The following is a 26504-nucleotide window of genomic DNA, read 5'->3' on the forward strand; positions in this document are numbered from 1 at the left end:
GTTCAGTGTCAAGCGGGTATGGCGTCGTTCACGAGGTGACCTTGGCCTTCTGCCGCACGAAATCTTCAATCGCGTTTGCCGGGATCGCGCCCGCCTGTCGCGCGATTTCCTTGCCGTTCTGATAGAGGATCAACGCCGGTATGCCGCGGATGTTGTTCTTCATCGACACCTTGGGATAGTCCTCGGTGTTGATTTTCGCGAGGCGAGCGTTTGGTGCGAGCGACTGGGCGGCTTCCTGAAAGGCTGGCGCCATCATCCGGCATGGTCCGCACCACGGCGCCCAGAAATCCACGAGCAACGGCAGATCGTCGTTTTTCGCCGCCTTCGCCAGAACAGCAGGGTCCATCTCGCGAACCTTGCCGTCATTCATACGCGACCCGCACGTGCCGCATTTCGGCCCAGCGCCGATTTTCTCGCCCGGAACCCGGTTGACGATACCGCAGTTCAGGCAGGTCATTTTTAGAAATCGCGCCATATCTCAGCCTCATGAATTCATTTTCGTGAATGTGATATTAGTGGGATGAAGTTTCAAGCCCTTCGATGAACTCCGCCAATTTCGTCAGCTTATGGCATAAGACCTTCTCACTTTCCGACATTTCTCGTAGAACCCGGAAACGGTATGGGACGCGCAGGATAAAGACAGTCATGACCGATGAAAACTCCTTCGACATCGTTGTCATTGGTGCAGGGCCGGCTGGTGCGACCGCCGCCCGGCGCGCCCGTGATCTTGGGCGATCGGTGGCGTTGATCGACAAGGCCACATTCCCACGGCCCAAGCTGTGCGGTGCGCTCGTATCGCCACGATCGCACAAGGCCATCGCACGTCTGCATGACATGAAAATGCCGCAGGACATGTACCTCGTCTCCCACAAGTTCGGCCTGCACTGGGAAGGAAACGAAGAGCGTCTTCTGGAAGCGCCATACGAGCTGACCTATACCTATCGAACGATATTCGACGCTTGGTTACTGGACTCCGCGTTGAAGGCCGGGGCAGTCGACATGACCGGAACGCGTGTGGCCGAGTTCCTCGATGGCGAGAACGCGCTCCTGCTCGCGGACGGTCGCCGCATCGAGTATTCGGTGCTGATCGGTTGCGATGGCGTGGCTAGTCCGGTCGCCAAACATCTTTTTGGCAAGGCCTTCGATACGGAGAAAATCGGGTTCGCTTACGAAGTCGAAACCGCGAAGGGCTGTGAACCGGAAGCCCCAATGTCAATCGAATTCAATATAGTCCAGTGGGGATACGGTTGGAATTTTCCGAAAAAGGACAGCCGCACCATTGGTGTTGCAGGTGTACGAGGGCATGAGCAGGATTTGCGGGAACGCATGAATGCCTATTTGGTTCAAGAGGGCGTCGACCCTGCGACTGTGAAAGTCAAAGGCGCCCACATCCCCTTCGGCGATTTCCGTGAGAAACCGGGACGCGGAAATATATTGCTCGCCGGGGACGCAGCCGGTTTCGTGGATGCTATCACGGGTGAGGGGATCGCCCTGGCGATCGAAAGTGGTGGCGAGGCGGCCGAAGCCGCTGCCGAGGTCATCGCGGCCGGACGTCCGATGCGGGCTGACCGCGCCTACTTCAAGCGGATCAAGTATATTCAGGATGACCTGGAGAAAGTCCGGCGACTACGTGTCATCGCGTTCTCTTCGCAAATGCGCGACCTGTTCAAGCAAAAGGTTGGTACTTCAGCGCTCCTGCACGAGTCGATGTTCGATCTGCTTGCTGGCAACCTGACCTATGGCGAAATTGAAAGAAAGGTCGCAAAGCGCGCTTTCATGCGGGTCGCGAAGGGCATTTCTGCTTGGCCGTCAATCCTGTCACGAAAGACCGGCTGACGCTCATCGGGGCTTCATGCCGCGCACGAGATTGTACCGGACAATTCCTTTGTCCACATCTGGCGCTGTCGTGTCGCCGAATATTGCATAGGTGCCCAAGAAGCCGGACACTGCATTTCGCGAGAGATGTTTGGGCACGAACCGGTGCATGAGTCGGTAACGCCACTGAACCATGTAAAGCAGTGCAACCCGTCCAAGGCGTCGACAGGTTCCCATGCAAAGATGCGACAGATCGCGAGTTCTGATGCCGACCATGCCTGCTGATCTCATAGCCTCTTCCCACTCGCCTTCGGTGAAAAAACCGTCCGAAATCGCCATACATAGCTCATTGATCACTTCGGCACGCTGCAGATCTTCCGAAAAGTTTTCGAAATCCGGCTTGCGAAACACATCAAAGATCAGGAACACGCCGCCGGGGCTGAGGTGCTCCATGACCTGCTCGACGACCTCACTGGCATCCGAGGCGTAACAGAGCGTTTCGACTCCGAAGATGACGTCGAACTTCCCAAGTCCTTTGGGAATGTCCGTAAAACTGCCTTGCACCGCGCGAAAGTTGGAAAGATTTGAGCCGCGTTCATTGGCGGAGACCACGTGGTGCTGCATAAGGTCCAGCCCGACGACTTCGACGCTCGGCATTCGGCCGGCGACGAAGCGCGCGTTGAATGCCTGACCGCAACCCAGCTCAAGCACTCGGGTCGCACCAATCTTTTGCGCGTTTTGCACTACGGTGCGGCCCTGCATCTTGAGCCCGTCCGCTTTGTAATCATCGCCGTCCGCAAGCGCGACATGCATGGCGGCTCCACCACTGTAGCGCTCATAGCCCCATTTCGAATACTTGTAATATCCGGAAATCAGACCGTCTCGAGGTGCTCTCAGGTCTTCGAGCAGGTTCTCGATTCCGAACCTTTGGTCAATGAGGTCAAGCGCATCCGCCAAAGAATAATCTCTGATTGAAGGTTCAATCTTGCCCGTGAATCGGTTCTTCTCCGGCATTTTTCTATCCCGCCACGATGATTTCGCAACGACGCTATCCCGCGTTCGACCGGTTGGCCAGAAGCGAAAGGTCCGTCATTCGGCAGCGTCCACATAATCCTCAAGCGGCGGACAGATACAGACCAAATTCCGGTCTCCGTAAGCATTGTCGACGCGATTCACCGGTGGCCAGTATTTATCGACGCGGAAAGCGCCCGGCGGAAAACAGCCTTGTTCTCGGCTATAGGGTCGATCCCAGTCGCCAACCAGATCCTCGACTGTGTGAGGCGCGTTTTTGAGCGGGTTGTTGTTCTTGTCCAGCTCGCCAGTTTCAATCGCGTGAATTTCTGCACGAATCGCCAGCATCGCGTCGCAAAACCGGTCGAGCTCGGCCTTGGTTTCGCTTTCGGTTGGCTCGACCATCAGGGTTCCGGCGACCGGCCAGCTCATGGTTGGCGCATGAAAGCCAGCGTCCATCAACCGTTTGGCAATATCGTCTACAGAAACGCCCGCACTTTCTGCAAAAGGGCGCGTGTCGATGATACATTCATGCGCGACCAGTCCCGTTGGTCCCTTGTACAAGACATCGTAGGCCCCCCGAAGACGGGCCGCTATGTAGTTGGCATTCAGGATTGCGACCCTGCTTGCTTGCGTAAGTCCCTCCCCGCCCATGAGCAGTATGTATCCCCATGAGATGGGGAGGATTCCTGCCGAACCGAAGGTCGCTGCGGAAACTGCGCCAGTCTTGCCCTCAAAAGGGTCGGACGGCAGGTGCGGCTCGAGGTGCGCCTTCACGCCGATGGGCCCCATGCCTGGTCCGCCTCCGCCATGCGGGATTGCGAATGTCTTATGCAGGTTCAGATGGCTCACATCGCCGCCAAGTTCCCCCAATTTGACCAGTCCAACGAGCGCATTGAGGTTCGCGCCGTCGATATACACCTGTCCGCCATGCTGATGGGTGATCGCACAGACTTCGCGCACAGTCTCTTCGAATACACCGTGCGTAGAAGGATATGTGATCATCGTGGCGGCGAGCCGGTTGCCGGCCTCGCGCGCCTTCGCCTGAAAATCGCTCAGGTCGATATCGCCGTTCTGTGCTGACTTCACGACGACAACTTTCATCCCAACCATTTGTGCCGAAGCAGGATTGGTTCCATGTGCACTCATGGGAATAAGGCAGATATCGCGCTCTGGTTCGCCATTCGCGGCGTGATAAGACGCAATAGTCAAAAGGCCCGCATATTCGCCCTGTGCACCGGAGTTCGGTTGCATCGACATGGCGTCATAGCCAGTTATGGCGCACAGTTTCTCCTTTAGATCGTCAATCAGCTCATGATATCCCGCCGCCTGGTCTTTGGGTGCGCAAGGGTGCAGCATCGAGAACTCGCGCCATGAGATCGGCATCATTTCTGCGGCGGAATTCAGCTTCATCGTGCAGGATCCAAGCGGAATCATCGCGCGGTCGAGAGCGAGATCCCTATCGGCCAGTCGACGCATGTAACGCATCATTTCAGTTTCCGCGCGGTTCATGTGGAAGACCGGGTGGGTGAGGTATTCAGTTTGCCGAAGGATTTCGTCAGGAAGCCTGTATTCCATTGTCTGATCGTCGTCGCGTGCTTCGATTCCGAAGGCGCGCCAAACGGCTTCGATGGTCGCAGGGCGAGTCGGCTCGTCGAGCGTGATTCCGACTTTTGTTTTCCCGACTGGGCGCAAGTTAACGCCTTCGCGTTCTGCGGCGGCCAAAACGCCCTTTTGTAATAGTCCGACGTCGACGGTGATTGTATCGAAGAAAGCTTCGGGTTCGACTTTGAATCCCGCATCCTCCAGCTTCTTTGCCGTGCGAAGCGTCTTGCGATGAACGCGTTGCGCGATGGCCTTCAACCCCTCGGGGCCGTGGAAAACCGCGTAGAAACTCGCGATGACGGCCAAGAGAGCCTGCGCGGTGCAGACGTTCGATGTCGCTTTCTCACGGCGGATATGTTGTTCGCGCGTTTGAAGCGCAAGGCGGTAGGCTTTGTTTCCGCGAGCATCTACCGACACGCCGACGATACGTCCGGGCATGGAACGCTTGTAGGCGTCTTTCGTCGCCATGTAGGCCGCGTGTGGCCCACCGTAAGCCATAGGCACGCCAAAGCGTTGCGTCGAACCAACGGCAATATCGGCACCCATTGCGCCAGGTTCCTTGAGCAGGGTCAGGGCAAGCGGATCAGCCGCGACGATCCCAATCGCTTTGGCGTCATGAAGCGCCGCGAGTTCTGCAGTGAAGTCGCGCACATGTCCGTGGGTCCCGGGGTACTGGAATATCGCGCCGAAGACCTCCTCTGCGACAAGGTCGTTGGGGGCACCCACGATGACGTCGATCCCGAGCGGAGCAGCGCGCGTCTTCATCACTGCGATGTTCTGCGGGTGACACTCCTCATCTATGAAAAAGCTCGTCGCCTTGGATTTGGCGACGCGCTGAGCCATGACCATCGCTTCGGCGCAGGCTGTGGCCTCGTCGAGCAGGGAAGCGTTGGCCACTTCCAGACCCGTCAAGTCCGAAACCATGGTTTGATAGTTCAAAAGGGCTTCGAGACGGCCTTGGCTGATCTCAGGCTGATAGGGCGTGTAAGCGGTGTACCAGGCAGGGTTCTCCAAGATGTTGCGCTGGATCGCAGGTGGGGTGACTGTGCCGTGGTAACCTTGCCCAAGTAGAGATCGCATCACTGTGTTTTTTGCGGCCACGTTGCGCATCTGAAACAACATCTCGCGCTCCGAACGCGCCTTGCCAAAGTCGAGCGGTTCGGCTTGACGTAGGCTCTTTGGGATTGTCGCGTCGATTAATGCCTCGAGGTTCGGCATGCCGATCAATTTCAGCATTTCGGACATTTCGGAAGGCGACGGGCCAATATGACGCCGATTGGCGAAGTCGTAAGGGCGATAATCGGTCGGAGTGAACGGCATGTCCGTATCCTTCAATCGAGGTGTGTCACGACGTTTATGAGGTTCCCCCCAAGTCGCGAAAGTAGAAGCGGCGAATTCCCCATGGATCACTCACCGGACCATTGGCCGGCAGGATCCCACGAGTTGATAGGCGGGCGAGCGTTCCGCCGAAATTGTCGACTCCGACCTAAATGTTGGCAAATCCGGGTCTGTTGCATTCTCAGACGCCGTATGCATTTCGACGGTCAGATTGGAGCTTGTTTGTAGCGAAGCGATCCACCCCAGTTCATGGACCAAGTCGTTGTCGAACACTTCTGAATAGAACTGGGCGAGCCCCATCGGGGCCGACGCGGACAGATTGGGAACGATACGGACGACTGTCATTCCGTGACCTCGACGGCAGGTATTGCGAGTGAGGAGGCGAGGGTAGCCTCGTTCGGCACGCGGTCGATTCCGAGAGGTAAGTTTGCGGAGGTAACTGACATCGTAGTTCTACCAGATACCGCGACATGAACACAGATCATCCGCATTGTTCCGCCCAGATCGCTTCCGGCACCGCCGCTACGAACAGGTCGGCCCGGTCAGTTGGCCTCTCGTCTTTCACCCGATGAAGTCCTTGTAGGCTTTCTCGTCCATGTAGTCGTCCATCTGCTCCGGCTCTGAGGGTTTGATCTTGAAGAACCAGGCGTCGCCTTCGGGGTCCTCGTTAACCTTGCTCGGCTCCTTTATTATTGCTTCGTTCACCTCCAAAATCTCGCCGTCCAACGGGGCTAGGATGTCGGAGGCGGCTTTCACGCTTTCTATCACCACTACCTCGTCATCTTTTGAAACTTCAGTGCCAGCTTCGGGCAATTCGACAAAGACGATGTCACCCAGTTGCTCGGCAGCATGGGCGGTTATTCCGACGGTTACGATTCCGTCCTCGTCCAAGAGCCATTCGTGTTCTTCCGTGTATTTCATCAGGTCAATCCTGTTTGTTCAGCGTTTGAAAGTAGCGGGGCGAAAAGGCATGGGCACGACAGACACCGGAAGTCGTTTTCCACGCACTTCGCCATAAAGGTGAGTTCCACGCGTGCTGTATTTCTGTGCAACGATACCCATAGATACGGGAGCACCGACGGAAGGGCCGAAGCCACCGGAAGTGACGACACCGATTTGGTCTCCGCCTTCGTTTGCCGTGAACAGCGCGACCTCACGGCGCATCGGTGCGCGGCCTTCCGGGGCAAGGCCGACCCTGCAGCGTTCGGCGCCGAGGACGAGAGCTGAGAGGATTTGTTCTTCGCCAGGAAAACCGCCAGCCCGTGCGCCACCTTTGCGTCGGACTTTCTGGATCGCCCAGGACAGCGAAGCCTCGACCGGATTCAGGCCTGCATCCATATCGCTTCCGTGTAGCGGCAGACCGGCTTCCAGCCGCAGGCTGTCACGCGCACCCAATCCTATCGGTTCAACCTGCTCATGCGACAGCAATGCGCGGGCCAGGTCGTTGGCGTGTTCGTTCTTCACCGATATTTCGAACCCGTCATCGCCAGTGTACCCTGAGCGCGATATCCATAATGTGCCAAAATCGGTATCGAACGTGCCCATATCCATGAACCGCAGTCTGCTGGTATCCGGGGCGATCGTGCCGAGTACGTCTTCGGCGTCGGGCCCTTGCAGCGCGAGAAGCGCTCGGTCGTAGATCGGTTCCACGGCGTCGCCCAAATGTTTGCGGAGATATTTCGTGTCGGCTTCGGCATTCGCCGCGTTCACAATAAATAGGTAATGATCACCGCGGTTGGTGAACATCAAATCGTCGATGATCCCGCCGTGGTCGTTGGTCAGAAACCCATAGCGCTGGCGACCTTCGGGCAGTGCCGCGACGTCCACGGGCATCAGGGCTTCGAGCGCCTCGGCCCCTGCACGCACGATCAACTGACCCATATGGCTTACATCGAACAAACCCGCCGCCGCGCGGCAATGTAGGTGCTCTTTCATGACCCCCAACGGGTATTGCACGGGCATCTCCCAGCCAGCGAAATTCACCATCTTTCCGCCCAAGGCAAGATGCAGGTCTATGAGTGCAGTTTGCTTCAATTCCCCCAAGGTCGGCTCCCGGCAACTTCGATTCTACCGGGTCGCCCCCGGCATCAAAAGGGCATTCGTGCATCACGCGCGCGCCCTACGATGCCCCCTCTGTCCGTTCGCCTGAGATCGTTATCCCTTCGGCGGGCGCTCCTGCGCCACTCTCCAGAGTCCCTGACCCGCGCGGTCCTTTTGCCTGAGAGTTTTCCGGGGCGGTTGCTCCTTCGGCACCGATCGAGGGATCGGATTCTCCCAACGCGGTTATCGGCACGGTAGTCGGGCCAACCGTAGGACACAAGACTTGCTATTCCGGGCGTTGGCGCAAACATTTGTACCATGCCCGATCCGTACTTTTTTGGCTATGGTTCGCTTGTGAACCGACGCACTCACACCTATCCGAACTCGCATGCCGCGCGGGTGACGGGCTGGCGCAGAGCATGGCGAAAAAACGCGGCGCTTGACCGTTGCGTACTTTCGGTGGTGCCAGCGCCCGAAGATTATGTCGATGGGCTGATTGCGTCTGTGCCCGGATCAGATTGGGCCGCACTCGATGAACGCGAACGTCATTATTTGCGCCACGATGTTAGCCAAATGGTGCGTTACCCAATCGATAAAGCGCTAGACGTGGCCTTGTATGCCACGGACCCGCAGGTGTTTCTAAATCCCACTGAGGATGACATCGTTCTCCTGACTTACATCGACGTCGTGGTGCAGGGCTTACTCGCCGAATTCGGGCCGGTCGGGGTAGACCATTTTTTCGAGGCGACCCAAGGGTGGGAAATAACCGTGCTCGACGATCGTACTGCACCGATCTATCCACGGCATCAGAAACTCGTTGCCGAAGAAACCGCTCTCGTCGACGCTTGGATCTCACGCTTGGAGTTACGTGTCATCGGCCCGTGATGGGTCGGTGTCTCGTTGTCACGAAATGGAATCACAGCCCGGCTAGCGTGCCGATATCCGCGATTCCCGACCCTTCCCCTGGGTCCGCGGATGGCGCGCCTGTCCCTACCGATTCCTTTGCGCGCATTTTCTTCGCCCCCGGGTTTTACCGGGGGCACTTTTTTTGCCTTCTGGTCACCACTCCCGATCGCGCCTAGGGTCCGCCGGAAGCCAAGGGAGGAATGCATGGCAACCGGTACCAATCTACGGACCTATTTCGACGGCACGTGGCACGAGGGCGACATACCGGTGATGAGAGCCGGCGATCACGGCGCATGGCTTGGCACGACCGTTTTCGATGGCGCGCGCTACGTCGACGGGATGGCGCCAGACCTCGACGCGCATCTGTCGCGGGTGAACAGATCCGCAGAAGCCCTGATGATCAAACCGACGATGTCGTTGGATCAGTTACTCGAAATAACATGGGAGGGTCTGTCTCTTTTTCCAAAGGACGCCGCTGTTTACATTCGGCCGATGTACTGGGGGATCGACGGCGGCTATCTCGGCATTCTGCCAGAACAGTCCGCGACGGGATTCGCCGTGTCACTCGAAGAAATCCCGATGGCCGCGCAAGACGCCGCTATGACACTCACAACCACCCGGTTTCGCCGTCCCGTGATCGAAGACGCGGTGGTGAACGCGAAAGCAGGATGCCTTTACCCCAACAACGCGCGAATGCTGGCCGAGGCGCGCGCAAAGGGGTTCTCCAACGCGCTCGTCGCGGACGCGCTGGGCAACGTGGCCGAGACTGCTTCGGCCAATGTCTTCATGGTTCGCGACGGAGAGGTTTTTACGCCGGTGGCCAACGGCACATTCCTTTCCGGTATTACGCGTGCGCGCCATATCTCGAATTTGCGGGCCGACGGTGTGACTGTGCACGAAACGGTTCTGAGCTTCGACGATTTCCGTGAGGCGGATGAGGTGTTCCTGTCCGGCAACCTGAATAAAGTCACGCCAGTAACCGAATTCGACGGCACGATGTATCAGATTGGTCCGATCACGCGCAGAGTGCGCGAACTTTATTGGGACTGGGCAATGTCGAATTGAACACACCTTGAGCGCGCATTCTCTAGAGCAATTAAGTACGGCTGTGGGTGTTGCCCCAAGTACCAAACTGCGATGCTCCTCAACCTCTCGCTAAGGTACTTCCGACACGATGAAGGGCTGTTGCGCGAATTTCGGGCGTCATCCATGATGCGTCGTTGAGAGGAGAGCTCTTATGCGCAAATTTCTAGTGGTGCTCGATGACAGTCGTGAATGCCTGAACGCGATGCGATTCGCCGCCATGCGCGCCGCTAACACAGGAGGCGGTGTCGAAATACTGTCGATCATACCGCCGGAAGAGTTCAATCATTGGCTCGGCGTTGGAGCCGTCATGCGCGAAGAGGCCCGTGAGCGGATAGAGGCGCATTTCGAGGTCTTCGCAAAGTGGATGCGCGACAAACAGGGGATTGATCCCGAACTGGTCATCCGAGAAGGTGAAGCGGTCGACGAACTGCTAGCCCAGGTTCGAGACGATGCCGATATCGGTGTCGTAGTGCTTGGCGCTGGGGCAGGAAAAAAGGGTCCGGGTCCACTTGTGACCGCGCTGACGAAAGCGTCCGCAAACCTTCCCGTCCCTCTCACCATCGTTCCGGGCGAGATGTCAAAAGAGCGTTTGGAAAGTATCACCTGATCCGGGGCGTGGCCGGCTTGCGGCTTCGACCCCTGACCAACGCGACGACGTTGGACACTGCCAATGCAGAGATGACGACCGCACCACCGATCAGCGCCCAGACGCCGGGGTTTTCGCCGACGACCAGCCATGCGAGCAACGGCGCAAACACGCTTTCAACCAAGAGCAATAGCGCGACTTCGGCTGAAGGCAGGTACCTTGGCCCGATCGCCAGAAGCGCCGTGGAAAGCACGATAAAGAAACCGCCATGCAGAGCGACCCAGATCCAATCGTCCGATGGAACAGAGAAAGGGGAAGAGAAGGGCAGTAGCACCAAAGCTGCAGCCAGCATTCCGGGGGCGATGGCCGGGACCACGGAAATTGGTCTGAGACTTCGCGCAATCGTCAGCGCGATCGAAAAAACGACGACAAGTCCCATCGCAATAAGGTCACCGAGAAAGGACGCACCTTCCGTCTCTCCTGAGCCATACGCGATGATCCCTATTCCTATTGGCACCACCGCCATCGTGACGAGCGTGCGCCTTGCCAAAGTTTCGCCAAGAGCCACTCTGGAAAACAACGCAGCAACGATTGGCATCGCGGCGAGGATGAATACGACATTCGCTATCGAGGTGTGCGATACAGCGATTACAAATAGCGTTCCCGCCGCGCCGGAGCAGGCAGCATATACCCAGACCCGCACACCTGGCGCAAAGGTCTCGCGAAAAACGTTTGGTCCACCCCATATGAGAAGCGCGACGCCGGTCACGGTACCTGTCAGAAGTGCCTTCCAGAACGCCACTGTCACACCATCGGTAGCGATCAGTCGCACCATCAAGCTGTCAGGCAGAATGAACAACACTCCTGCGAAAGTAATGAGAAGGCCCTTGACGTGATCGCTCATGCCTCCACAAACCGTGACCGACAGTACGGAGCAAGTCTTTTCCGCTCTCCTTGACTTGGAATCATTCCAAGCTCATATGGGTAACAACAGAAAGGTTGATCCCAGATGTTTATTCAGACCGAATCCACGCCCAACCCGGCGACGCTGAAATTTCTCCCCGGCCAGACCGTTCTCGAGGCTGGCACAGCAGATTTTCCTAACGCGGATACCGCGAAGAAATCTCCCCTCGCAGGGCGCATCTTCGCGGTTGAGGGCGTGTCGGGTGTGTTTCTCGGAAACGACTTCGTGACAGTGACGAAATCCGAAGAAGTGGACTGGGATCACGTGAAGCCCGCCATTCTTGGCGCCATCATGGAGCATTTCCAGTCGGGAGCCGCGGCGATTGAAGGCGAAAGCCAAGCTGCACATGCCGAGCATGATGGGCCAGATGCCGAAATCGTTGGGCAGATCAAGGACCTTCTGGATACGCGCGTGCGCCCGGCAGTGGCGCAGGATGGCGGCGACATCACCTTCCACGGTTTCGAACGCGGCGTCGTGTATCTCCATATGCAGGGTGCTTGCGCGGGCTGCCCGTCCTCGACCCTGACACTCAAGATGGGAATCGAGAACTTGCTGAAGCATTACATTCCCGAAGTGACCGAGGTACGCCCGGTTGCGGTCTGACCCGGCTATTTTGGCGTTTGATACATCGGCCGCGCATTGCGCGGCCGCTTTGCTTGTGGCCGGCGAAGTGGTTACTCGATCAGAGGACATGGCGCGCGGGCAGGCCGAACACCTATTGCCGTTAATAGAAGCGACTCTCTCCGACTGCGATCGCCACTGGTCCGAACTCGATGCCATCGCGGTCGGAGTAGGTCCCGGCAATTTCACCGGAATTCGCATCGCCGTCGCCGCCGCGCGCGGGCTCGCGCTTGGGCTGTCGAAGCCTGCCATAGGTATCTCCTCGCTCGAAGCACAGGCATTCGGTACGCCGCGGCCATGCCTTTCTGTCGTAGATGGGAAACGCGGAATGGCCTACGTACAGGAATTTGATGGCGGGAGTCCGCAACTCATGGCGTGGGAGGATGTCCCTGACAGCCGGCCGAATGCAGGCACGCTCGAGCCGGAACGGCTTGTCGCCTGTATCGCTCGGCTCGCGGCGCAGCGACTTGCCGACACGTCGGATCACAAACGCCCGGCACCGTTATATATCCGAAGCGCGGACGCTGCCCCTGCTTCGGATCAACCTCCGAAGATCCTGCGATGACACCGGACATCTTGGCCGAAATCTATCGCGCTGCATTTCCGAGTTCGCGCCCCTGGTCCGCTGACGAAATCGTATCCCTGATCCAGCCGCCCGGTTTCGTGGTCACAGCGCCGGGCGGCTTTGCGATCGGTCGAAGCGCGCAGGGAGAGGCAGAGCTCATCACAATGGCCGTCGAACCAGCGTCTCAAGGACAGGGTGTCGGTCGGTCCCTTCTGTCGGAATTCGAGCGCGCGGTTGGGGTCGAAAAACTTTTTCTCGAAGTTGCGGCCGACAACATACCTGCGCTCGCACTCTATCGAGGCAGCGGCTGGTTCGAAACGGGTCGACGCAAAGACTATTACACTCGGCTTGATGGACAGCCCTGTGACGCGGTCACGATGTCAAAGACGCTCCATCCGCATTCGGTCTGAAAGCCCTCATACCGGCGGCGCGGCAGTTTCTTCCTCTGGCATCCTGACCTTTACGCCGTTTAGGGTGGGCCAACGTTTAGAGGAGATGAAAATGACCGCCGATGAACTCGCTGAACTCATCCGTTTTCGCGCGGGCAGCGCGCCTGTACGATTGGGGTTGATCCTCGGCTCGGGGCTCGGCCATCTCGCGGATGCGGTCGATGGTGAGGTGATCAGCTACAACGAATTGCCCGGTTTCCCGCAGCCCGGCGTTTCCGGGCATAATCCCAAGCTGGTGGTCGGGGAACTGCTCGGCCATCGTGTTGCCATATTCGGGGCGCGGGCGCATTACTACGAACACGGCAATGCCGCTGAAATGCGCCTGCCGCTCGAGACGTTGAAAGCGCTTGGGGCGACGGGACTTCTTCTGACCAATGCAGCCGGATCGGTGCGCGACGGTCTGACCCCGGGCAATCTGATGCTCATCACCGATCATATCAATTTCTCCGGTGCCAACCCATTGATCGGCGAGCCGACAGATCGGAGGTTCGTGCCTCTGGGAGATGCCTACGATATCGGGATGCAGGGCGCTCTGGCGGCCGCGGCTTCTGCAGAAGATATCCATCTCGAGACTGGAACCTACGCGTGGTTTTCAGGGCCATCTTTCGAAACACCGGCCGAAATTCGCGCGATCCGCACACTTGGCGCGGATGCAGTTGGCATGTCCACCGTGCCAGAGGTGATCCTCGCTCGTTTTTTCGGTCTCGAAGTCGCAGCGATTTCTGCCATCACGAACATGGGCGAGGGTATGTCGGATGAGAAGTTGTCGCATGAGCATACGAAGCAGAACGCTGTCGCCGGGGCCGAGAAACTCGAGCGCCTGATCCGCCGTTACCTGTCGGACCTGTGACCCGTGCCTGCGCTGTCGATGGACAGCCCTGTCGGACGTCTCACGGTAACTGAGACGGACGGCGCGATCACAGCGGTAGACTGGAATGGTAATGCACAGGACGAGACTGAGCTTTTGGTCGCCGCGCGCGACCAACTCCATCAGTATTTTGGGTCCGGATCTCACGTCATCGACTTGCCGGTCCGTGTTGCCGGCAGCACTTTCCTGATCGAAATCTGCGCAGCCATGTCTGCCATCCCGGCGGGCGAGACCCGCACTTATGGCGAGATCGCCCGAAACCTTGGCGTATCGGCTCAAGCGGCGGGGCAGGGATGCGGGGCGAACCCAGTGCCGATCATCATACCCTGTCACAGGGTCCTTGGTGCACGCGATTTGGGCGGCTACTCCGGTGCGGGTGGGATCGAGACGAAGGTCTGGCTGCTCAGGCACGAAGGCGCGGCAGGGCTTCTGATCTAGGGCGTTGACGTCTGGACAACCGCGGCGGGCTGTCGCACTCATGGAACATGCAGATCTACCTCCCCATCGCCGAGATTTCGGTCAACGCATTTCTCCTTCTGGGACTTGGCGGGATGGTGGGGATTTTGTCAGGCATGTTCGGGGTCGGTGGCGGTTTCCTCCTGACGCCACTCCTCTTCTTCATCGGCATCTCTCCCGCGGTCGCGGTCGCGACGGGCACGAACCAGATCGTAGCTTCATCATTTTCAGGCGTTCTCGCGCATTTGAAACGTAAGACCGTCGACCTCAAAATGGGGTGTGTCTTGTTAGGCGGGGGTTTGGTGGGCTCCGCGCTGGGTGTCCAGCTGTTTGCCTACCTCACATCCATCGGGCAGGTCGATCTTCTGGTTACTCTGGCCTATGTCGTTTTTCTCGGGATCATTGGCGCGCTCATGCTGATCGAGAGTCTCGGCGCTATACTGCGTACCAGAGGTGGGCGGACACCTGCACCTAAGCGCAGAAAACACGGGTGGGTCCATGCGCTACCACTGAAAATGAAATTTCGCACCTCTGGGCTCTACATCTCCGCGATACCGCCGATCCTCGTGGGCATGATGGTGGGCGTTCTGGCCGCGATCATGGGCGTGGGAGGCGGTTTCATCATGGTGCCAGCCATGATCTACATCCTTGGGATGCCGACCAAGGTCGTCGTGGGAACATCGCTTTTTCAGATCATTTTCGTCGCGGCCTTCACTACCACGATGCATGCCACGACGTCGCGCACGGTGGACATCGTGCTCGCGTTGCTGCTGATCGTTGGTGGCGTGATCGGCGCCCAGATCGGCACTCGCATCGGCATCCGGATCAAAGCCGAACAGACCCGGATACTTCTGGCACTTTTGGTCGTTGGCGTTTGTCTGAATCTCGCGATGGATCTTCTGGTCCGCCCAAGTGAGCCATATTCCATTACAGTGGAGGCCAATTGATGCGCATTCTGGCTGTACTCCTCGTCGCACTTTTTCTGCAATCCTTTACACCTGCGCGTGCCGAAAGCCTCGTCGCCGGGATGAGCCAGAATCTCGTGTCGATCGACGCGACTTTTGTCGGCTCCGAAATCCTGATCTTCGGGGCCGTCAAGCGTGAAGCCCCGATACCCGAGGGTGAAATGGGCGTTGTGATCGTGGTCGAAGGGCCGCGTGAGGCTGTCACGGTGCGCCGAAAAGAGCGCCGATACGGGATCTATCTGAACGCAGAGTCCATGGATTTCTATTCCGCCCCAAGTTTCTATGCCGTCGCATCCTCTGGCCCCCTCGATGAGGTTCTATCCGAGCTAGAGAACGTTGCGCGTCGCATTACAGTGGATCGGGCAGTATGGGGCTGGGCTTCGGCCGATAGCCCGGAAGAAGAGGAATTCGCTTCCGCCCTGATCCGACTGCGTGAAGATTCTGGGCTCTTCGCCGAGTCGGCCGATAATGTCACGTTCAAGCAGAAGACGCTTTTCGACACCGCGATCGAACTCCCAGCTAATTTAACGGAAGGGATCTACATCGCTCAGATATTCCTGACCCGTGAAGGTTCAATTGTCGCAGAATACGGGACGCTCGTGCAGGTGCGAAAAGTCGGACTAGAGCGGTTTTTGTATAACCTCGCGCAAGACCAGCCCTTTGCATATGCGATGCTGTCGCTCGCGATCGCCATCGCGGCCGGCTACATCGCGTCTGCTGCCTTTGTCTTTTTCTCGCGTTCCTGATGGTCCAGCCCACGGGCTGGATCCACCATGCGTTCGGTCAATCGTGACCATTCAGTGGATCGCAGAATCGCGGCGGTGCGCACTGAATGTCTGAGTTCTGGATGTCACCTCTGTTGGCAGCCGCACCTCGATGCGTCTGATACACCGTTAAACGCGTTCTGCTTCGCAGACACATGCTCGCGGCCCGTTGCGGGCGAGCGGTTTTGCACATAGAAGGCGCGGGACATTTCCGAAGGAGACAAGCATGGGCTTTCGCATGGGCATCGTTGGACTGCCGAACGTTGGCAAATCGACCCTGTTCAACGCGCTGACGCGAACTGCGGCGGCGCAGGCCGCGAACTTTCCGTTTTGCACCATCGAACCGAATGTTGGTGAGGTCGCCGTGCCCGACAGCCGGCTCGATAGGTTGGCCGAAATTGCCAAGTCCAAAGAAATCATCCCGACCCGCATGACATTTGTAGACATCGCGGGATTGGTGAAAGGGGCTTCCAAGGGCGAGGGGTTGGGCAACCAGTTTCTGGCAAACATACGTGAAGTCGATGCCATCGCGCATGTCCTGCGCTGTTTCGAGGACGGCGATGTGACCCATGTAGAGGGCCGTGTGAACCCGGTAGAGGATGCCGAAACGATCGAAACCGAACTGATGTTGGCCGACCTGGAGTCCATCGAAAAAAGGCTCCAGGGGCTCGTGCGCAAGGTCAAGAGTGGCGACAAGGAGGCGTTGCAGCAGGAGCGACTCTTAAAGGAGGCGCAAGCCGTACTCGAAAACGGAAAACCTGCCCGTGCGGTCGATGTCGATGCAGAGGACGCAAAGGCCTGGAAGATGCTGCAACTACTGACCACAAAGCCGATCCTTTACGTTTGCAATGTTGGTGAGGACGAAGCCGCAAATGGCAACGCACATTCCGAAGCGGTTGCAAAAATGGCCGAAGCGCAGGGCGCGGCATCCGTTGTGATCTCGGCCAGGATCGAGGAAGAAATCAGCCAGCTTGACGCAGAGGAACAGGAGATGTTCCTGAGCGAGCTGGGATTGGAAGAAGCAGGATTAGACCGCTTGATACGAGCGGGATATGAACTTCTGCATCTCGAAACTTACTTCACCGTAGGGCCGAAGGAAGCGCGCGCCTGGACCATCCGAAAAGGTACACTCGCACCTCAGGCAGCGGGTGTAATCCATGGGGATTTCGAAAAGGGTTTCATACGGGCCGAGACCATTGCCTTTGACGACTACGTGGCACTAGGGGGTGAGGGTCCGGCTAAGGAAGCAGGAAAGATGCGGGCCGAGGGAAAGGCCTACGAAGTGAAGGACGGCGATGTGCTCCACTTCCTCTTCAACGCCTGACGATCAAGCCTTGGGCCGCCATTCCATTCCCATGTAGCTTGTTCCGGCTTCCAGTTCCCGCAACATGACCGCAAGGCGTCCCTTTTTTGTGTCTTCACGCTTCGCACGGTTGATCCAGCCGAGGTAGTCGTTTCGCTGATAAGGTGGGCGTGCATCATATGCTTCACGCAAGCCGCGCAAATCCAAAGCGGCAGACACGAATTCCGGCATATCTTGAACTGGTCGCGTCAAGCCGCCCACGCTGGTCTCACTGGCCCTCGAAAGATGCGAGTGTGAAAACCGTGAGCCAAAGTATTTTCAGATCCATCCAGAGATTGGCTCGCTGGATATAGGCGAGGTCCGTCTGCGCCTTGAACCGGGTTTCTTCGACGCCTTGCACATAACCGAGAGTTACTTGGCTCAATCCCGTCAGTCCGGGCCGGACAGCGTGCCGAGCACGATATTCGGGGATGAGCGAAAGGAATTCTTCTGCGTGTTCCATGTAGTCCGGGCGCGGTCCGATCAATGCCATATCCCCGGTTAGGATGTTGATGAACTGCGGCAACTCATCGATCCGGGTCCTGCGTAGCAATCCGCCAAGAGGTGTGATCCGGTCACGTTCAACTGGGTCATTTGCGCCTCTGGTGACCTGAGCGCTGGGAACCATCGTGCGAAACTTAATGGCAACAAAGGGCTCCAGATCACGCCCCATGCGGGCTTGCCGATACATCAATGGGCCCCGGTTGAAAAACGGGTTGAGGACCAAGAGCACAAGTGAAACCACCGCGACCAACGGGAGGGCCAAAAGGCTGATCGCGAAATCTAGGATCCGTTTTGTGGTCCAAAACAACGATGACCCGCCCGGCCGGTTCGCCGAGGTCTTTTCAACCACATGGGTCGTCATCGTGATGTCAGTCGCCATGTTCTCTCCCGTTGAACATGCCATACGCGCGAAAGAAATGTCAGCGCACTGGATTGTATGCTTTTCGGCCGAACCTAGGGTAGGGCACACGTCCGAGCAAGGCTGCTGAAGCTAAAACTCGATCAATTCCTCGATAACCCCCCGAAATAACGGAATTTTAGGCGAGGTTTCGCTCGTTAGCGTCGAAAAACATCATGCTGGTTACCAATTCTGTAATGCATGGGTGGAGGATTCGTTCCCGCAATCCTCAAGGGAGCAGCACCGCGAGCGTCGTCGCGAGTTGTGCCATGACCCGGCCAGTCGCCACCAAAGGTTTCTCAGAAACGAACACGACATCATTCGGCCTGAGCTCGAACCGGGTTGCCAGCACGAGGTTGGCGGCATTGTAGGCGTCCAAGTGCCACGCCCTGATTCCAAGCCCGTCGCCCGTACCGCGCAGAACGTAGACTTCGCCGATGTTCCCTGACGCGTTCGGAACGCCTTCACCTTCCGAAAATAATGCGTCTGCAAGACTGGCTTTCCGTTCGAAAGGAAGTGTAAATCGGCTTTGCTGACCGACTTCGCCAGCAACATAAACATAATCGCGTTCAACCGCATCGAGATTGACAAGCGTGCCGTAGTTCGTCCGAGCCTCTGCGAGTTCGCCCTGCCTTATGCCGATCTCGGTTGAAAGTTGGTTCAGCGCATTGGTTCTTGCAGTTGAGCGAAGGTTTTGGAGCGCGATTTGCTGTGAGAAGTATCCTTGCGCCGATTCCAGATCGTAATCCGTATCGACGAAGATGTTATCGCCATCCGAAAGCGGCGTTCGTTGAAGTTCGGCGCGCGACAAATAGGCACGCAGCGGGATTTGATACAGTGAGCCGTCCCGATAAATCCGGATTGATGCATAGTCAGCGCTTTGCACGGTGACCCCCCCAGCCGCCGCAACGGCGTCAGAAAGGACTAATGGGGACAAAGTTATCGGAATGGTTTTTGGGGATTTGACCGCGCCACCTAGCGATATCCGTTTCGAATTGAACTCCGTCACCTCAAGCGAGAAACTCGGCTCGATCTGGGCATCGACGAGCGTTTGGAACAGAACTGCTTCCGCCTCTTGCAATGTGCGTCCGGCGATTTCGACGCGACCCACGTCCGGGATCGAAATTGAGCCGTCATCTTGTACGGTGTATCCACTTCGACGGTTCTGCGCAGCCAAAAGGCCTGACAGTTCCGAAACCGTAGAGCCGGATTGAGGCGTAGACAAAACCACTACATCGCCCACACCAATACGGTAGGGTCCCACCTTTTTCTGAGGCGGCAGGATCATCGCGGGATTTCCGGGTCTTGCTTGCTGGTCGAACGCAGGGCTGGGCAGCGACCCAAGATTTGCCACGCTACCATGCGTCCCCGCAGTCTGCGTAAAGATAGCGGGTAATGTGCGCGGCTCATAAGTCGAGGCATTTGCGCCATTCACGCTCTGCGCCGTAATCGGTACGATTTTGACATCACCGACCGCCGTGGCCTCCTCGACCACGACAGGAGTGCCGATCGCACCGCAACCCGCCAACGCTAGTGCCAGAACCATTTGGATGAAAGTCCGCAAGAGTGCCCCCGAGAGTTAATCGCCGGGAAGTGATGTACAACATATAGGATGGTAATTAAAGCCTAACTCAACCTTTAAGTGCATTCAGTCGATTGGTGCTGTCTCATCGAGTTGGGGTTGGATCAAGTGAATGCTTCTACCCCGCAATCAGGGCCCGAAGTTCCGCGACGCGGTCAGACAAGCTGGCATCTCCCCGCGTTTCTACGTTCAGTCGAAGAAGTGGTTCGGTATTGGAAGACCGAAGATTAAAGCGCCAGTCATCGAAAGACAGGCTCAATCCATCGGTCTCGTCCCGGCTCAGGGCCCGTGCGGCGAATGCCTCTTCGACCCTCGCTATCGCAGTCGGTGCGTCGTCGACACGGAAATTGATCTCACCGGACGACGGGAACGCGGCCTTTCGATCGGCCACCAATGCGGACAAACGCTCATCGCGTCTCGACATGAGCTCAATTACAAGCAGCCAAGGCACCATCCCACTGTCGCAAGCTACGAAATCGCGAAAATAATGATGAGCAGACATTTCGCCGCCATACACAGCCCCGGATTCGCGCATGGCTTGTTTCACGAAGGCATGGCCAGTGCGCGATTGCACAGCCCTCCCGCCGGCGGATTGAACGATGTCGAGCGTATTCCAGACGACCCGAGGATCGTGGACAATAGTGGCCCCCGTTTCTTTCGCGAGAAAGGCCTCGGCCAGAAGCCCGACGACGTACTCGCCAGCCACGAATGCTCCGGTTTCATCGAAGAAGAAACACCGGTCGAAATCCCCATCCCATGCAACACCAAGATCCGCGCCGCGGTCACGCACTGCGTCCGCGGTCACCGGTTGGTTCTCGTCCAGAAGCGGGTTGGGTATGCCGTGCGGAAAACGACCGTCAGGCGCATGATGCAGGCGCTCGATGGTCAAAGGTGCACCCCGATCGATAAGTGCATCCGCAATCGCGTCGAAAGTCGGCCCTGCTGCTCCATTTCCGGCATTCACCAAAAGCGTCAGTGGCTTCAAGTCGTCGACATTCACGAAAGACAGTACACGCTCGACATATGCGGCCCTCGCCCCATGCGCGTCAGACATGGAGCCCCCCCGCTTGTGGTTGGAAAGCGGGGCGGCTTCGGCGATTTTTTTTACCAAGCCTAGCTCCGTGTCAGGGTCAAGCGGTGCCGATCCGGCCTTCACCATTTTCATGCCGTTGTAGTCCATGGGATTGTGGGATGCCGTCACGCAGATCCCGCCGTCTGCATTGAAATGCGACGTGGCAAAATACATTTCCTCGGTTCCCGACAAGCCGAGGTCCAGCACGTCACATCCCTGCGCCATCAGGCCTTGGGCAACGGCAGACGCCAACTCTTCCGAGCTCGACCGAATGTCACGCCCAAGCACGACTCGTTTGGCATCGAGCGCCTTGGCGAAAGCAGACCCAATTCGCTCCGCAATGCTAGCATCGAGATCGACACCCAACCGACCTCGGATATCGTATGCCTTGAAGCAAGTCAGTTCGCTCATTCTCTGTTCCTCCACTTCATTGCAGATTATCGGGCGGACAGTTCCAGACCGAACGTGTGACCGCAAGCTTTTCCGATTCCTGGCGCTGAAGAACGATGTAGCGCAGACAAATCAAGAAGGGGTCTGTGAAGAAGATCGAGTGGTTGTCCCAGTTTCGACCGGACCCCGAAAGAAAATGACCTCTAGGCTGACCAGGGGCACACGAGAAAACCCTGTTCGAACGGAAAGAAGCAACAAATAGAACCAAGACGGACACAAATAACCTACAATGGCCTCGCACCACCCACTGCCAATCCCGCGTTTTTTTCGTGGGAGCAAGAAATTCGCCCAACCAAGATTTTACCTTGTTTCCCGCGCCCCATCTCACTAAACGGGTCGACGGAGACGTGGCCGAGTGGTCGAAGGCGCTCCCCTGCTAAGGGAGTAGGCGGGAAACCGTCTCGAGGGTTCGAATCCCTTCGTCTCCGCCACCACGCACTTGTAATCGCGTTATTGTAAGAAAAGGTGGCTCAATGAGTTGCCCTCTGCCGTGCGACATGCAGCGCACATCCGTTTTGGGCAGGACGGCGTTGAGTACTACGGCACAAGCACGCGGCTGACATTTGGGCAGAATGCTCATCACTCATCCCGAGCCGGACCACAGCCAAGTTCAACTTGATACAATACGTTCGCAATAAAAGAATGAGCTCCGATTACCGTAGTGACGACAGTCCTCGGATTTGCACCTGAATGGAAACATAAAATAGAGCTAGATTCTCCTGTCTCTCGTCTTGGCATCGCGACACTGCCTCGAACCAAGAACGAGAAAGGACCGGCGCGATGACCGGTCCTTTTAGTTTGTCACATCGCCTTATTCGGCGGTGAGAAGCGGTGGCTTCTTGCGGCTCGCGATCCGGGGGCTGCCCGGTTCTTCGATACGGAGGTCGATTTCGCCGTCCTTGACGCCGACCTGCACCACGCCGCCCTTTGCGAGCTTGCCGAAGAGCAGCTCCTCCGCCAGCGGCTTCTTGATGTATTCCTGGATCACGCGGGCCAGAGGCCTTGCGCCCATCTTGTCGTCATATCCCTTGTCGCCGAGCCATTCGGCGGCCTTGGGAGTGAGTTCGATGGTCACGTTGCGGTCCAGAAGCTGGGCTTCGAGTTGCAGGACGAATTTCTCGACGACGCGATTGATGACCTCCTTGCCGAGCGGGGCGAAGGAAATGACCGCGTCGAGGCGGTTGCGGAATTCGGGCGTGAACGTGCGTTCGATCGCCGCCGTATCCTCGCCATCGCGACGATCGCGGCCGAAGCCAATGGCGGTTTTCGCCAATTCCGTCGCGCCCGCGTTCGAGGTCATGATGAGAACCACGTTGCGGAAGTTCACCGTGCGACCGTTGTGGTCGGTGAGCTGGCCGTGGTCCATCACCTGCAACAGGATGTTGTATACATCCGGGTGCGCCTTCTCGATCTCGTCGAGGAGCAGCACGCAATGCGGGTGCTGGTCGACACCGTCGGTCAGAAGACCGCCTTGGTCGAAGCCCACATAGCCCGGAGGCGCACCGATCAGGCGCGAGACCGCGTGTTTCTCCATGTATTCCGACATGTCGAAGCGCAGCAGTTCGACGCCAAGCTGGTCAGCAAGCTGGCGGGCCACCTCGGTCTTGCCCACGCCGGTCGGACCCGCGAACAGGTAGTTGCCGATAGGTTTTTCGGGGTCGCGCAGACCGGCACGGCTGAGCTTGATCGCAGAGGACAGAGCGGTGATCGCGTCGTCCTGTCCGAACACCACGCGTTTGAGCGAGGCTTCGAGATCCTTGAGCACGGCCTGATCGTCCTTCGACACCGATTTCGGCGGGATGCGGGCGATTTTGGCGATGATCGCTTCGATCTCCTTCGGGCCGATGGATTTGCGGCGCTTCGATGCGGCGACGAGATGTTGGGCTGCGCCCGCCTCGTCGATCACGTCGATGGCCTTGTCCGGGAGTTTGCGGTCGTTGATGTAACGGTCCGACAGTTCCACCGCGGTCTTGATCGCGTCGTTGGTGTACTTGATCGCGTGGTGTTCCTCGAAGTAGGGTTTGAGACCTTTGAGGATTTTCACGGTGTCATCGACTGTCGGCTCGTTCACGTCTATCTTCTGGAACCGGCGGGAAAGCGCGCGGTCCTTCTCGAAGTGCTGGCGGAACTCCTTGTACGTGGTCGAGCCCATGCAACGCAGCTTGCCGCCCTGAAGCGCAGGCTTCAGAAGGTTCGAGGCGTCCATCGCACCACCCGATGTCGCGCCCGCACCAATTACCGTGTGGATCTCATCGATGAAGAGCACCGCGTCAGGGTGGTTCTCAAGTTCGGTGACGACCGCTTTCAGCCGCTCTTCGAAGTCGCCACGATAGCGGGTACCGGCGAGCAGCGCGCCCATGTCGAGCGAGAAGATGACCGTCTCCGAGAGTACCTCGGGCGTTTCGCCTTTTTCAATCTTCATGGCGAGACCTTCGGCGATCGCGGTTTTGCCCACGCCGGGGTCGCCCACGAGAAGCGGGTTGTTCTTACGCCGGCGGCACAGCACCTGGATGCAGCGCTCGACCTCGTGGTCACGGCCGATCAGCGGGTCGATGTCGCCCGCGCGCGCCTTCGCGTTCAGGTCGACGCAGTATTTGCCGAGCGCCGAATCCTTGGCTTCTTCGTCAGCGGCTTCGTTCGTCGCTTCTTCGAAGTCCGGGGTTCCGGAGACCGGGCGCGTTTCGCCGTAAGACGGGTCCTTGGCCACGCCATGAGCGATGTAGTTTACCGCGTCGTAACGGGTCATGTCCTGTTCTTGCAGGAAGTAGGCGGCATTGGATTCGCGTTCGGCAAAGATTGCGACGAGCACGTTGGCCCCGGTCACTTCGGTCCGGCCTGACGATTGCACATGGATCGCCGCGCGCTGGATCACGCGCTGGAAGGCGGCGGTGGGTACCGCTTCGGAGCCTTCGATATTGGTTTCGAACGCGCCGAGTTCGTCGTCGATATACTTGACGAGCGTCTGGCGGAGTTCCTCCAGATCCACGCTGCACGCCTTCATCACGCGGGCCGCGTCGGGCTCGTCGATCAAGGCCAGAAGCAGGTGTTCCAGCGTGGCCAGCTCATGCTGTCGTTCATTGGCATGAGCGAGCGCGGCATGGATGGCCTGTTCAAGCGTGTTCGAGAATGAAGGCAAATGGTCACTCCTCGTTCAGGGGTCGGGGGCGAGTGGTTCAGGCCCGTCCGCTCCGACCGTGGCCTCATATGTTTAAGGTTCGGTTTTCCGAGCGCATCTTCAAGGGTTTTTTAGCCAATTTTCGCTCACAGCGCGGTGATCGTGAGACAATGGCCTAGAAATTGTCCTTCGCACGTCGGATTTCGGCGAAAACCTCGGCATCGGCGGCATTCTCCATGCCGACCGCCTTCTTCATGCTGTCCACGTTAGCACGCAGGAATGGGTTTGTCGCCAGTTCCTCGGACAAAAGCGATGGCACCGTGAACTCGCCTTTTCCGCGGGCGGCGTTCACCGCATCGGCGCGATGAATCAGGTCCGCGTTCTGCGGATCCACCGACAGGGCAAAGCGTGCATTGGCAGCTGTGTATTCATGGCCCGAGCAGATCAGTGTGTCGCCGGGCAAACCCGCGAGTTGGCTCAGGGTCGACCACATCTGTTCGGCGCTGCCTTCGAACAGGCGCCCGCATCCGAGAGCCATGAGGCTGTCTCCGGTGAAGGCGGCCTTCGCGTCGGGGATATGGTAGGCGATGTGGCCGATCGTGTGCCCGTCTGCGGGCATCACGCGCACGTCGTGGCCCGAGAAATCCACAAGGTCGCCGGGCGTCACGGCACGGTCCAGTGCAGGAAGCCGCTCGGCATCGGCCTTGGCCCCGATCACACGCGCATCGTGTTCGGCCCGGAGCGCGTCCACCCCGTCGATATGGTCGCCATGGTGATGGGTTATGAAAATATCGGACAGGGTCCAGCGCCGTTCCTTCAACGCATCCGAAATCGGCGCGGCTTCGGGCGCATCGAAAAGCGCGGTGCGCCCCGTCTCGGTATCGTGGACGAGAAACGCATAGTTGTCGGAAAGGCAGGGGATCGTGACGAGTTCAAGCGGCATGACGTGAATATGGGGCAGGGGGGATCGCGGCTCAAGTGCGGTGGGGCGAATTCTTGCGCGAGTCGCTTTGCCTCTTTCCCTGCGCATGTGATGCGCTAACGTGCGCCCATGCATCTCGACGCGCAGGATCTACGTGCTTTCTACTATCGTTCCGCCCTTGGCCGGGTGGCGCAACGTCACATTCGCGAAGTGTTGCAGGCGATGTGGGCCGGAAACCTGAAAGGTGAAACGGTGGTCGGGTACGGGTTCGCGGTGCCGCTGCTTCGCCCGTTCCTTGGGTCGGCAAGACGGGTGATTGGGCTGATGCCCGCCGCGCAGGGCGTGATGGCCTGGCCTGCCGGCCTCCCCAACGTCTCGGTGCTGTGTGAAGAGGTGCTTTGGCCCATCGACACCGGCGTCGTCGACAAGCTGGTTATCATGCATGGGCTGGAAACCTCGTCGAACGCGCCCGCGCTTATGGATGAGGCGTATCGGGTGCTGGGGCCAGGCGGCCGGGCGGTGTTCATCGTGCCGAACCGGGCGGGGCTGTGGTCGCGTTCGGACAAGACGCCGTTCGGTTTCGGCCGACCCTACACCACCGGGCAGCTCGAATCGCAGCTCAAGGACCATGGTTTCGCCATCGAACGCCACACCGCAGCACTCTATCAGCCCCCGACCCATCGCCGGTTCTGGCTCAAGACCGGGCCGGTCTGGGAGAAGATCGGGCAGGGCGTGCCGCGGATCGTGGGTGGCGTGCTGTTGGTCGAAGCATCAAAACAGGTGCGAGAGAAACCGAAGTCCGGGCTAGGCGAAGCGGTGAAGCGACCGCTCTCGGTTCTTGAAGGATTGGGAGCGGCCGAGCCGAGCCCCTCCCGCCGGGTCTGAAATTCACGCCAAAAGATTCGGTCGTTTCGAGCGAAATGACCTTTCGCATCCCGATACGAACATGGGTGTTTGCACGTTTTCAACGCGCCTGCGCCCCATAATTCCAATGTTGGCGCAAAACCCGCGTAAGGATGTTGCGGGCCGGGGGATGCTCTGCTAGACCCCCGCTGAATTTCAGATGGCTCGTGGAAACGCG

The 26504-nt window shown here is 58.2% G+C and carries 25 protein-coding genes, 1 tRNA gene and 2 riboswitches; of the genes, 14 read left to right on the forward strand and 12 right to left on the reverse strand.

The window, feature by feature from the left end; translation table 11 throughout:
* Nucleotides 1-28: 28 nt before the first annotated feature.
* Complete coding sequence (trxC, locus tag KJP28_RS17255; protein ID WP_218393870.1) at nucleotides 29-475, reverse strand: thioredoxin TrxC; 447 nt, start codon at nucleotides 473-475, stop codon at nucleotides 29-31.
* A gap of 170 nt (nucleotides 476-645) precedes the next feature.
* On the opposite strand from trxC, the gene KJP28_RS17260 reads away from it, so the two are divergent.
* Nucleotides 646-1836: a geranylgeranyl reductase family protein gene (locus tag KJP28_RS17260; RefSeq protein ID WP_218393871.1), complete on the forward strand. Its 1191-nt coding sequence runs from the start codon at nucleotides 646-648 to the stop codon at nucleotides 1834-1836.
* Between the two features lie 3 nt (nucleotides 1837-1839).
* Here the strand turns inward: KJP28_RS17260 and KJP28_RS17265 are convergent, their stop codons facing one another.
* The 4 genes from KJP28_RS17265 to gcvT all read right to left on the reverse strand — a co-directional run bounded on the left by KJP28_RS17265 (nucleotide 1840) and on the right by gcvT (nucleotide 7812).
* Entirely contained in the window at nucleotides 1840-2829 is a 990-nt protein-coding gene (locus tag KJP28_RS17265) for a class I SAM-dependent methyltransferase (RefSeq protein ID WP_218393872.1), read from the reverse strand.
* Between the two features lie 75 nt (nucleotides 2830-2904).
* On the reverse strand, nucleotides 2905-5751 hold the full coding sequence (gene gcvP, locus KJP28_RS17270; RefSeq protein ID WP_218393873.1) for an aminomethyl-transferring glycine dehydrogenase: 2847 nt from the start codon (nucleotides 5749-5751) through the stop codon (nucleotides 2905-2907).
* Between the two features lie 579 nt (nucleotides 5752-6330).
* Nucleotides 6331-6690 (reverse strand): glycine cleavage system protein GcvH, encoded by a 360-nt coding sequence (gcvH, locus tag KJP28_RS17275; protein WP_218393874.1) that lies wholly within the window; start codon nucleotides 6688-6690, stop codon nucleotides 6331-6333.
* Nucleotides 6691-6708: 18 nt separating this feature from the next.
* On the reverse strand, nucleotides 6709-7812 hold the full coding sequence (gene gcvT / locus KJP28_RS17280; protein ID WP_218393875.1) for a glycine cleavage system aminomethyltransferase GcvT: 1104 nt from the start codon (nucleotides 7810-7812) through the stop codon (nucleotides 6709-6711).
* Nucleotides 7813-7900: 88 nt separating this feature from the next.
* Nucleotides 7901-7962: riboswitch (glycine riboswitch) on the reverse strand.
* Between the two features lie 4 nt (nucleotides 7963-7966).
* A riboswitch (glycine riboswitch) is annotated at nucleotides 7967-8056 on the reverse strand.
* A gap of 71 nt (nucleotides 8057-8127) precedes the next feature.
* On the opposite strand from gcvT, the gene KJP28_RS17285 reads away from it, so the two are divergent.
* The 3 genes from KJP28_RS17285 to KJP28_RS17295 all read left to right on the forward strand — a co-directional run bounded on the left by KJP28_RS17285 (nucleotide 8128) and on the right by KJP28_RS17295 (nucleotide 10408).
* Nucleotides 8128-8694 carry a gamma-glutamylcyclotransferase family protein gene (locus tag KJP28_RS17285; RefSeq protein ID WP_218393876.1) on the forward strand — a complete coding sequence of 189 codons (567 nt, stop codon included), beginning with the start codon at nucleotides 8128-8130 and terminating at the stop codon, nucleotides 8692-8694.
* A gap of 225 nt (nucleotides 8695-8919) precedes the next feature.
* Nucleotides 8920-9780, forward strand: coding sequence for a branched-chain amino acid aminotransferase (locus KJP28_RS17290; RefSeq protein WP_218393877.1), 861 nt, complete (start codon nucleotides 8920-8922; stop codon nucleotides 9778-9780).
* Between the two features lie 172 nt (nucleotides 9781-9952).
* Nucleotides 9953-10408, forward strand: coding sequence for a universal stress protein (locus KJP28_RS17295; RefSeq protein WP_218393878.1), 456 nt, complete (start codon nucleotides 9953-9955; stop codon nucleotides 10406-10408).
* Here KJP28_RS17295 and KJP28_RS17300 read toward each other — a convergent pair.
* Nucleotides 10401-11291: a DMT family transporter gene (locus KJP28_RS17300; RefSeq protein ID WP_218393879.1), complete on the reverse strand. Its 891-nt coding sequence runs from the start codon at nucleotides 11289-11291 to the stop codon at nucleotides 10401-10403. The genes KJP28_RS17295 and KJP28_RS17300 overlap by 8 nt on opposite strands.
* A 105-nt stretch (nucleotides 11292-11396) precedes the next feature.
* Here KJP28_RS17300 and KJP28_RS17305 point away from each other — a divergent pair, with 105 nt between their 5' ends.
* The 8 genes from KJP28_RS17305 to ychF all read left to right on the forward strand — a co-directional run bounded on the left by KJP28_RS17305 (nucleotide 11397) and on the right by ychF (nucleotide 17363).
* Complete coding sequence (locus KJP28_RS17305) at nucleotides 11397-11954, forward strand: NifU family protein (protein ID WP_218393880.1); 558 nt, start codon at nucleotides 11397-11399, stop codon at nucleotides 11952-11954.
* Entirely contained in the window at nucleotides 11944-12537 is a 594-nt protein-coding gene (gene tsaB / locus KJP28_RS17310) for a tRNA (adenosine(37)-N6)-threonylcarbamoyltransferase complex dimerization subunit type 1 TsaB (protein WP_218393881.1), read from the forward strand. The genes KJP28_RS17305 and tsaB overlap by 11 nt, the downstream gene beginning before the upstream one ends.
* On the forward strand, nucleotides 12534-12947 hold the full coding sequence (locus KJP28_RS17315) for a GNAT family N-acetyltransferase (RefSeq protein ID WP_255552448.1): 414 nt from the start codon (nucleotides 12534-12536) through the stop codon (nucleotides 12945-12947). Before tsaB ends, KJP28_RS17315 begins: the two co-directional genes overlap by 4 nt.
* Nucleotides 12948-13038: 91 nt before the next feature.
* Complete coding sequence (locus KJP28_RS17320; RefSeq protein WP_218393882.1) at nucleotides 13039-13836, forward strand: purine-nucleoside phosphorylase; 798 nt, start codon at nucleotides 13039-13041, stop codon at nucleotides 13834-13836.
* A 3-nt stretch (nucleotides 13837-13839) separates the two neighbouring features.
* Nucleotides 13840-14292: a methylated-DNA--[protein]-cysteine S-methyltransferase gene (locus KJP28_RS17325; RefSeq protein ID WP_336245359.1), complete on the forward strand. Its 453-nt coding sequence runs from the start codon at nucleotides 13840-13842 to the stop codon at nucleotides 14290-14292.
* A 47-nt stretch (nucleotides 14293-14339) separates the two neighbouring features.
* Complete coding sequence (locus KJP28_RS17330) at nucleotides 14340-15257, forward strand: sulfite exporter TauE/SafE family protein (protein ID WP_218393883.1); 918 nt, start codon at nucleotides 14340-14342, stop codon at nucleotides 15255-15257.
* Nucleotides 15257-16021, forward strand: a complete 765-nt coding sequence (locus KJP28_RS17335) for a TIGR02186 family protein (RefSeq protein ID WP_218394034.1) — start codon at nucleotides 15257-15259, stop codon at nucleotides 16019-16021. Before KJP28_RS17330 ends, KJP28_RS17335 begins: the two co-directional genes overlap by 1 nt.
* 244 nt (nucleotides 16022-16265) lie before the next feature.
* Nucleotides 16266-17363 (forward strand): redox-regulated ATPase YchF, encoded by a 1098-nt coding sequence (ychF, locus tag KJP28_RS17340; protein WP_218393884.1) that lies wholly within the window; start codon nucleotides 16266-16268, stop codon nucleotides 17361-17363.
* A gap of 3 nt (nucleotides 17364-17366) precedes the next feature.
* Here ychF and KJP28_RS17345 read toward each other — a convergent pair whose 3' ends face one another.
* The 4 genes from KJP28_RS17345 to KJP28_RS17360 form a co-directional block, all read right to left on the reverse strand.
* Nucleotides 17367-17603, reverse strand: a complete 237-nt coding sequence (locus tag KJP28_RS17345; RefSeq protein ID WP_218393885.1) for a YdeI/OmpD-associated family protein — start codon at nucleotides 17601-17603, stop codon at nucleotides 17367-17369.
* Between the two features lie 7 nt (nucleotides 17604-17610).
* Nucleotides 17611-18264, reverse strand: a complete 654-nt coding sequence (locus KJP28_RS17350; RefSeq protein WP_255552449.1) for a sugar transferase — start codon at nucleotides 18262-18264, stop codon at nucleotides 17611-17613.
* A gap of 247 nt (nucleotides 18265-18511) precedes the next feature.
* Nucleotides 18512-19846 (reverse strand): polysaccharide biosynthesis/export family protein, encoded by a 1335-nt coding sequence (locus tag KJP28_RS17355; RefSeq protein WP_255552450.1) that lies wholly within the window; start codon nucleotides 19844-19846, stop codon nucleotides 18512-18514.
* A 136-nt stretch (nucleotides 19847-19982) separates the two neighbouring features.
* On the reverse strand, nucleotides 19983-21347 hold the full coding sequence (locus KJP28_RS17360; RefSeq protein ID WP_218393886.1) for a phosphohexomutase domain-containing protein: 1365 nt from the start codon (nucleotides 21345-21347) through the stop codon (nucleotides 19983-19985).
* Nucleotides 21348-21727: 380 nt separating this feature from the next.
* Between KJP28_RS17360 and KJP28_RS17365 the strand changes: the two genes are divergently transcribed.
* A tRNA-Ser gene (locus tag KJP28_RS17365) sits at nucleotides 21728-21817 on the forward strand.
* Nucleotides 21818-22197: 380 nt separating this feature from the next.
* Here the strand turns inward: KJP28_RS17365 and clpA are convergent.
* Together clpA and gloB are read right to left on the reverse strand one after the other, a co-directional pair.
* Complete coding sequence (gene clpA, locus KJP28_RS17370; protein WP_218393887.1) at nucleotides 22198-24522, reverse strand: ATP-dependent Clp protease ATP-binding subunit ClpA; 2325 nt, start codon at nucleotides 24520-24522, stop codon at nucleotides 22198-22200.
* 154 nt (nucleotides 24523-24676) lie between these two features.
* Nucleotides 24677-25444, reverse strand: coding sequence for a hydroxyacylglutathione hydrolase (gene gloB, locus KJP28_RS17375; RefSeq protein ID WP_218393888.1), 768 nt, complete (start codon nucleotides 25442-25444; stop codon nucleotides 24677-24679).
* Between the two features lie 108 nt (nucleotides 25445-25552).
* Between gloB and KJP28_RS17380 the strand changes: the two genes are divergently transcribed.
* On the forward strand, nucleotides 25553-26308 hold the full coding sequence (locus KJP28_RS17380; protein ID WP_218393889.1) for a class I SAM-dependent methyltransferase: 756 nt from the start codon (nucleotides 25553-25555) through the stop codon (nucleotides 26306-26308).
* Nucleotides 26309-26504: the final 196 nt, after the last annotated feature.

The sequence above is a fragment of the Maritimibacter dapengensis genome (assembly GCF_019218265.1).
In the GTDB taxonomy this organism is placed as follows: domain Bacteria; phylum Pseudomonadota; class Alphaproteobacteria; order Rhodobacterales; family Rhodobacteraceae; genus Maritimibacter; species Maritimibacter dapengensis.

Excerpts from the sequence above, each read along its gene's own strand:
- trxC (WP_218393870.1), bottom strand. The coding sequence starts at position 475 with ATGGCGCGATTTCTAAAAATGACCTGCCTGAACTGCGGTATCGTCAAC.
- KJP28_RS17260 (WP_218393871.1), top strand. The coding sequence starts at position 646 with ATGACCGATGAAAACTCCTTCGACATCGTTGTCATTGGTGCAGGGCCG.
- KJP28_RS17265 (WP_218393872.1), bottom strand. The coding sequence starts at position 2,829 with ATGCCGGAGAAGAACCGATTCACGGGCAAGATTGAACCTTCAATCAGA.
- gcvP (WP_218393873.1), bottom strand. The coding sequence starts at position 5,751 with ATGCCGTTCACTCCGACCGATTATCGCCCTTACGACTTCGCCAATCGG.
- gcvH (WP_218393874.1), bottom strand. The coding sequence starts at position 6,690 with ATGAAATACACGGAAGAACACGAATGGCTCTTGGACGAGGACGGAATC.
- KJP28_RS17285 (WP_218393876.1), top strand. The coding sequence starts at position 8,128 with ATGCCCGATCCGTACTTTTTTGGCTATGGTTCGCTTGTGAACCGACGC.
- KJP28_RS17290 (WP_218393877.1), top strand. The coding sequence starts at position 8,920 with ATGGCAACCGGTACCAATCTACGGACCTATTTCGACGGCACGTGGCAC.
- KJP28_RS17295 (WP_218393878.1), top strand. The coding sequence starts at position 9,953 with ATGCGCAAATTTCTAGTGGTGCTCGATGACAGTCGTGAATGCCTGAAC.
- KJP28_RS17300 (WP_218393879.1), bottom strand. The coding sequence starts at position 11,291 with ATGAGCGATCACGTCAAGGGCCTTCTCATTACTTTCGCAGGAGTGTTG.
- KJP28_RS17305 (WP_218393880.1), top strand. The coding sequence starts at position 11,397 with ATGTTTATTCAGACCGAATCCACGCCCAACCCGGCGACGCTGAAATTT.
- KJP28_RS17315 (WP_255552448.1), top strand. The coding sequence starts at position 12,534 with ATGACACCGGACATCTTGGCCGAAATCTATCGCGCTGCATTTCCGAGT.
- KJP28_RS17320 (WP_218393882.1), top strand. The coding sequence starts at position 13,039 with ATGACCGCCGATGAACTCGCTGAACTCATCCGTTTTCGCGCGGGCAGC.
- KJP28_RS17330 (WP_218393883.1), top strand. The coding sequence starts at position 14,340 with ATGCAGATCTACCTCCCCATCGCCGAGATTTCGGTCAACGCATTTCTC.
- KJP28_RS17335 (WP_218394034.1), top strand. The coding sequence starts at position 15,257 with ATGCGCATTCTGGCTGTACTCCTCGTCGCACTTTTTCTGCAATCCTTT.
- ychF (WP_218393884.1), top strand. The coding sequence starts at position 16,266 with ATGGGCTTTCGCATGGGCATCGTTGGACTGCCGAACGTTGGCAAATCG.
- KJP28_RS17350 (WP_255552449.1), bottom strand. The coding sequence starts at position 18,264 with ATGGCGACTGACATCACGATGACGACCCATGTGGTTGAAAAGACCTCG.
- KJP28_RS17360 (WP_218393886.1), bottom strand. The coding sequence starts at position 21,347 with ATGAGCGAACTGACTTGCTTCAAGGCATACGATATCCGAGGTCGGTTG.
- gloB (WP_218393888.1), bottom strand. The coding sequence starts at position 25,444 with ATGCCGCTTGAACTCGTCACGATCCCCTGCCTTTCCGACAACTATGCG.
- KJP28_RS17380 (WP_218393889.1), top strand. The coding sequence starts at position 25,553 with ATGCATCTCGACGCGCAGGATCTACGTGCTTTCTACTATCGTTCCGCC.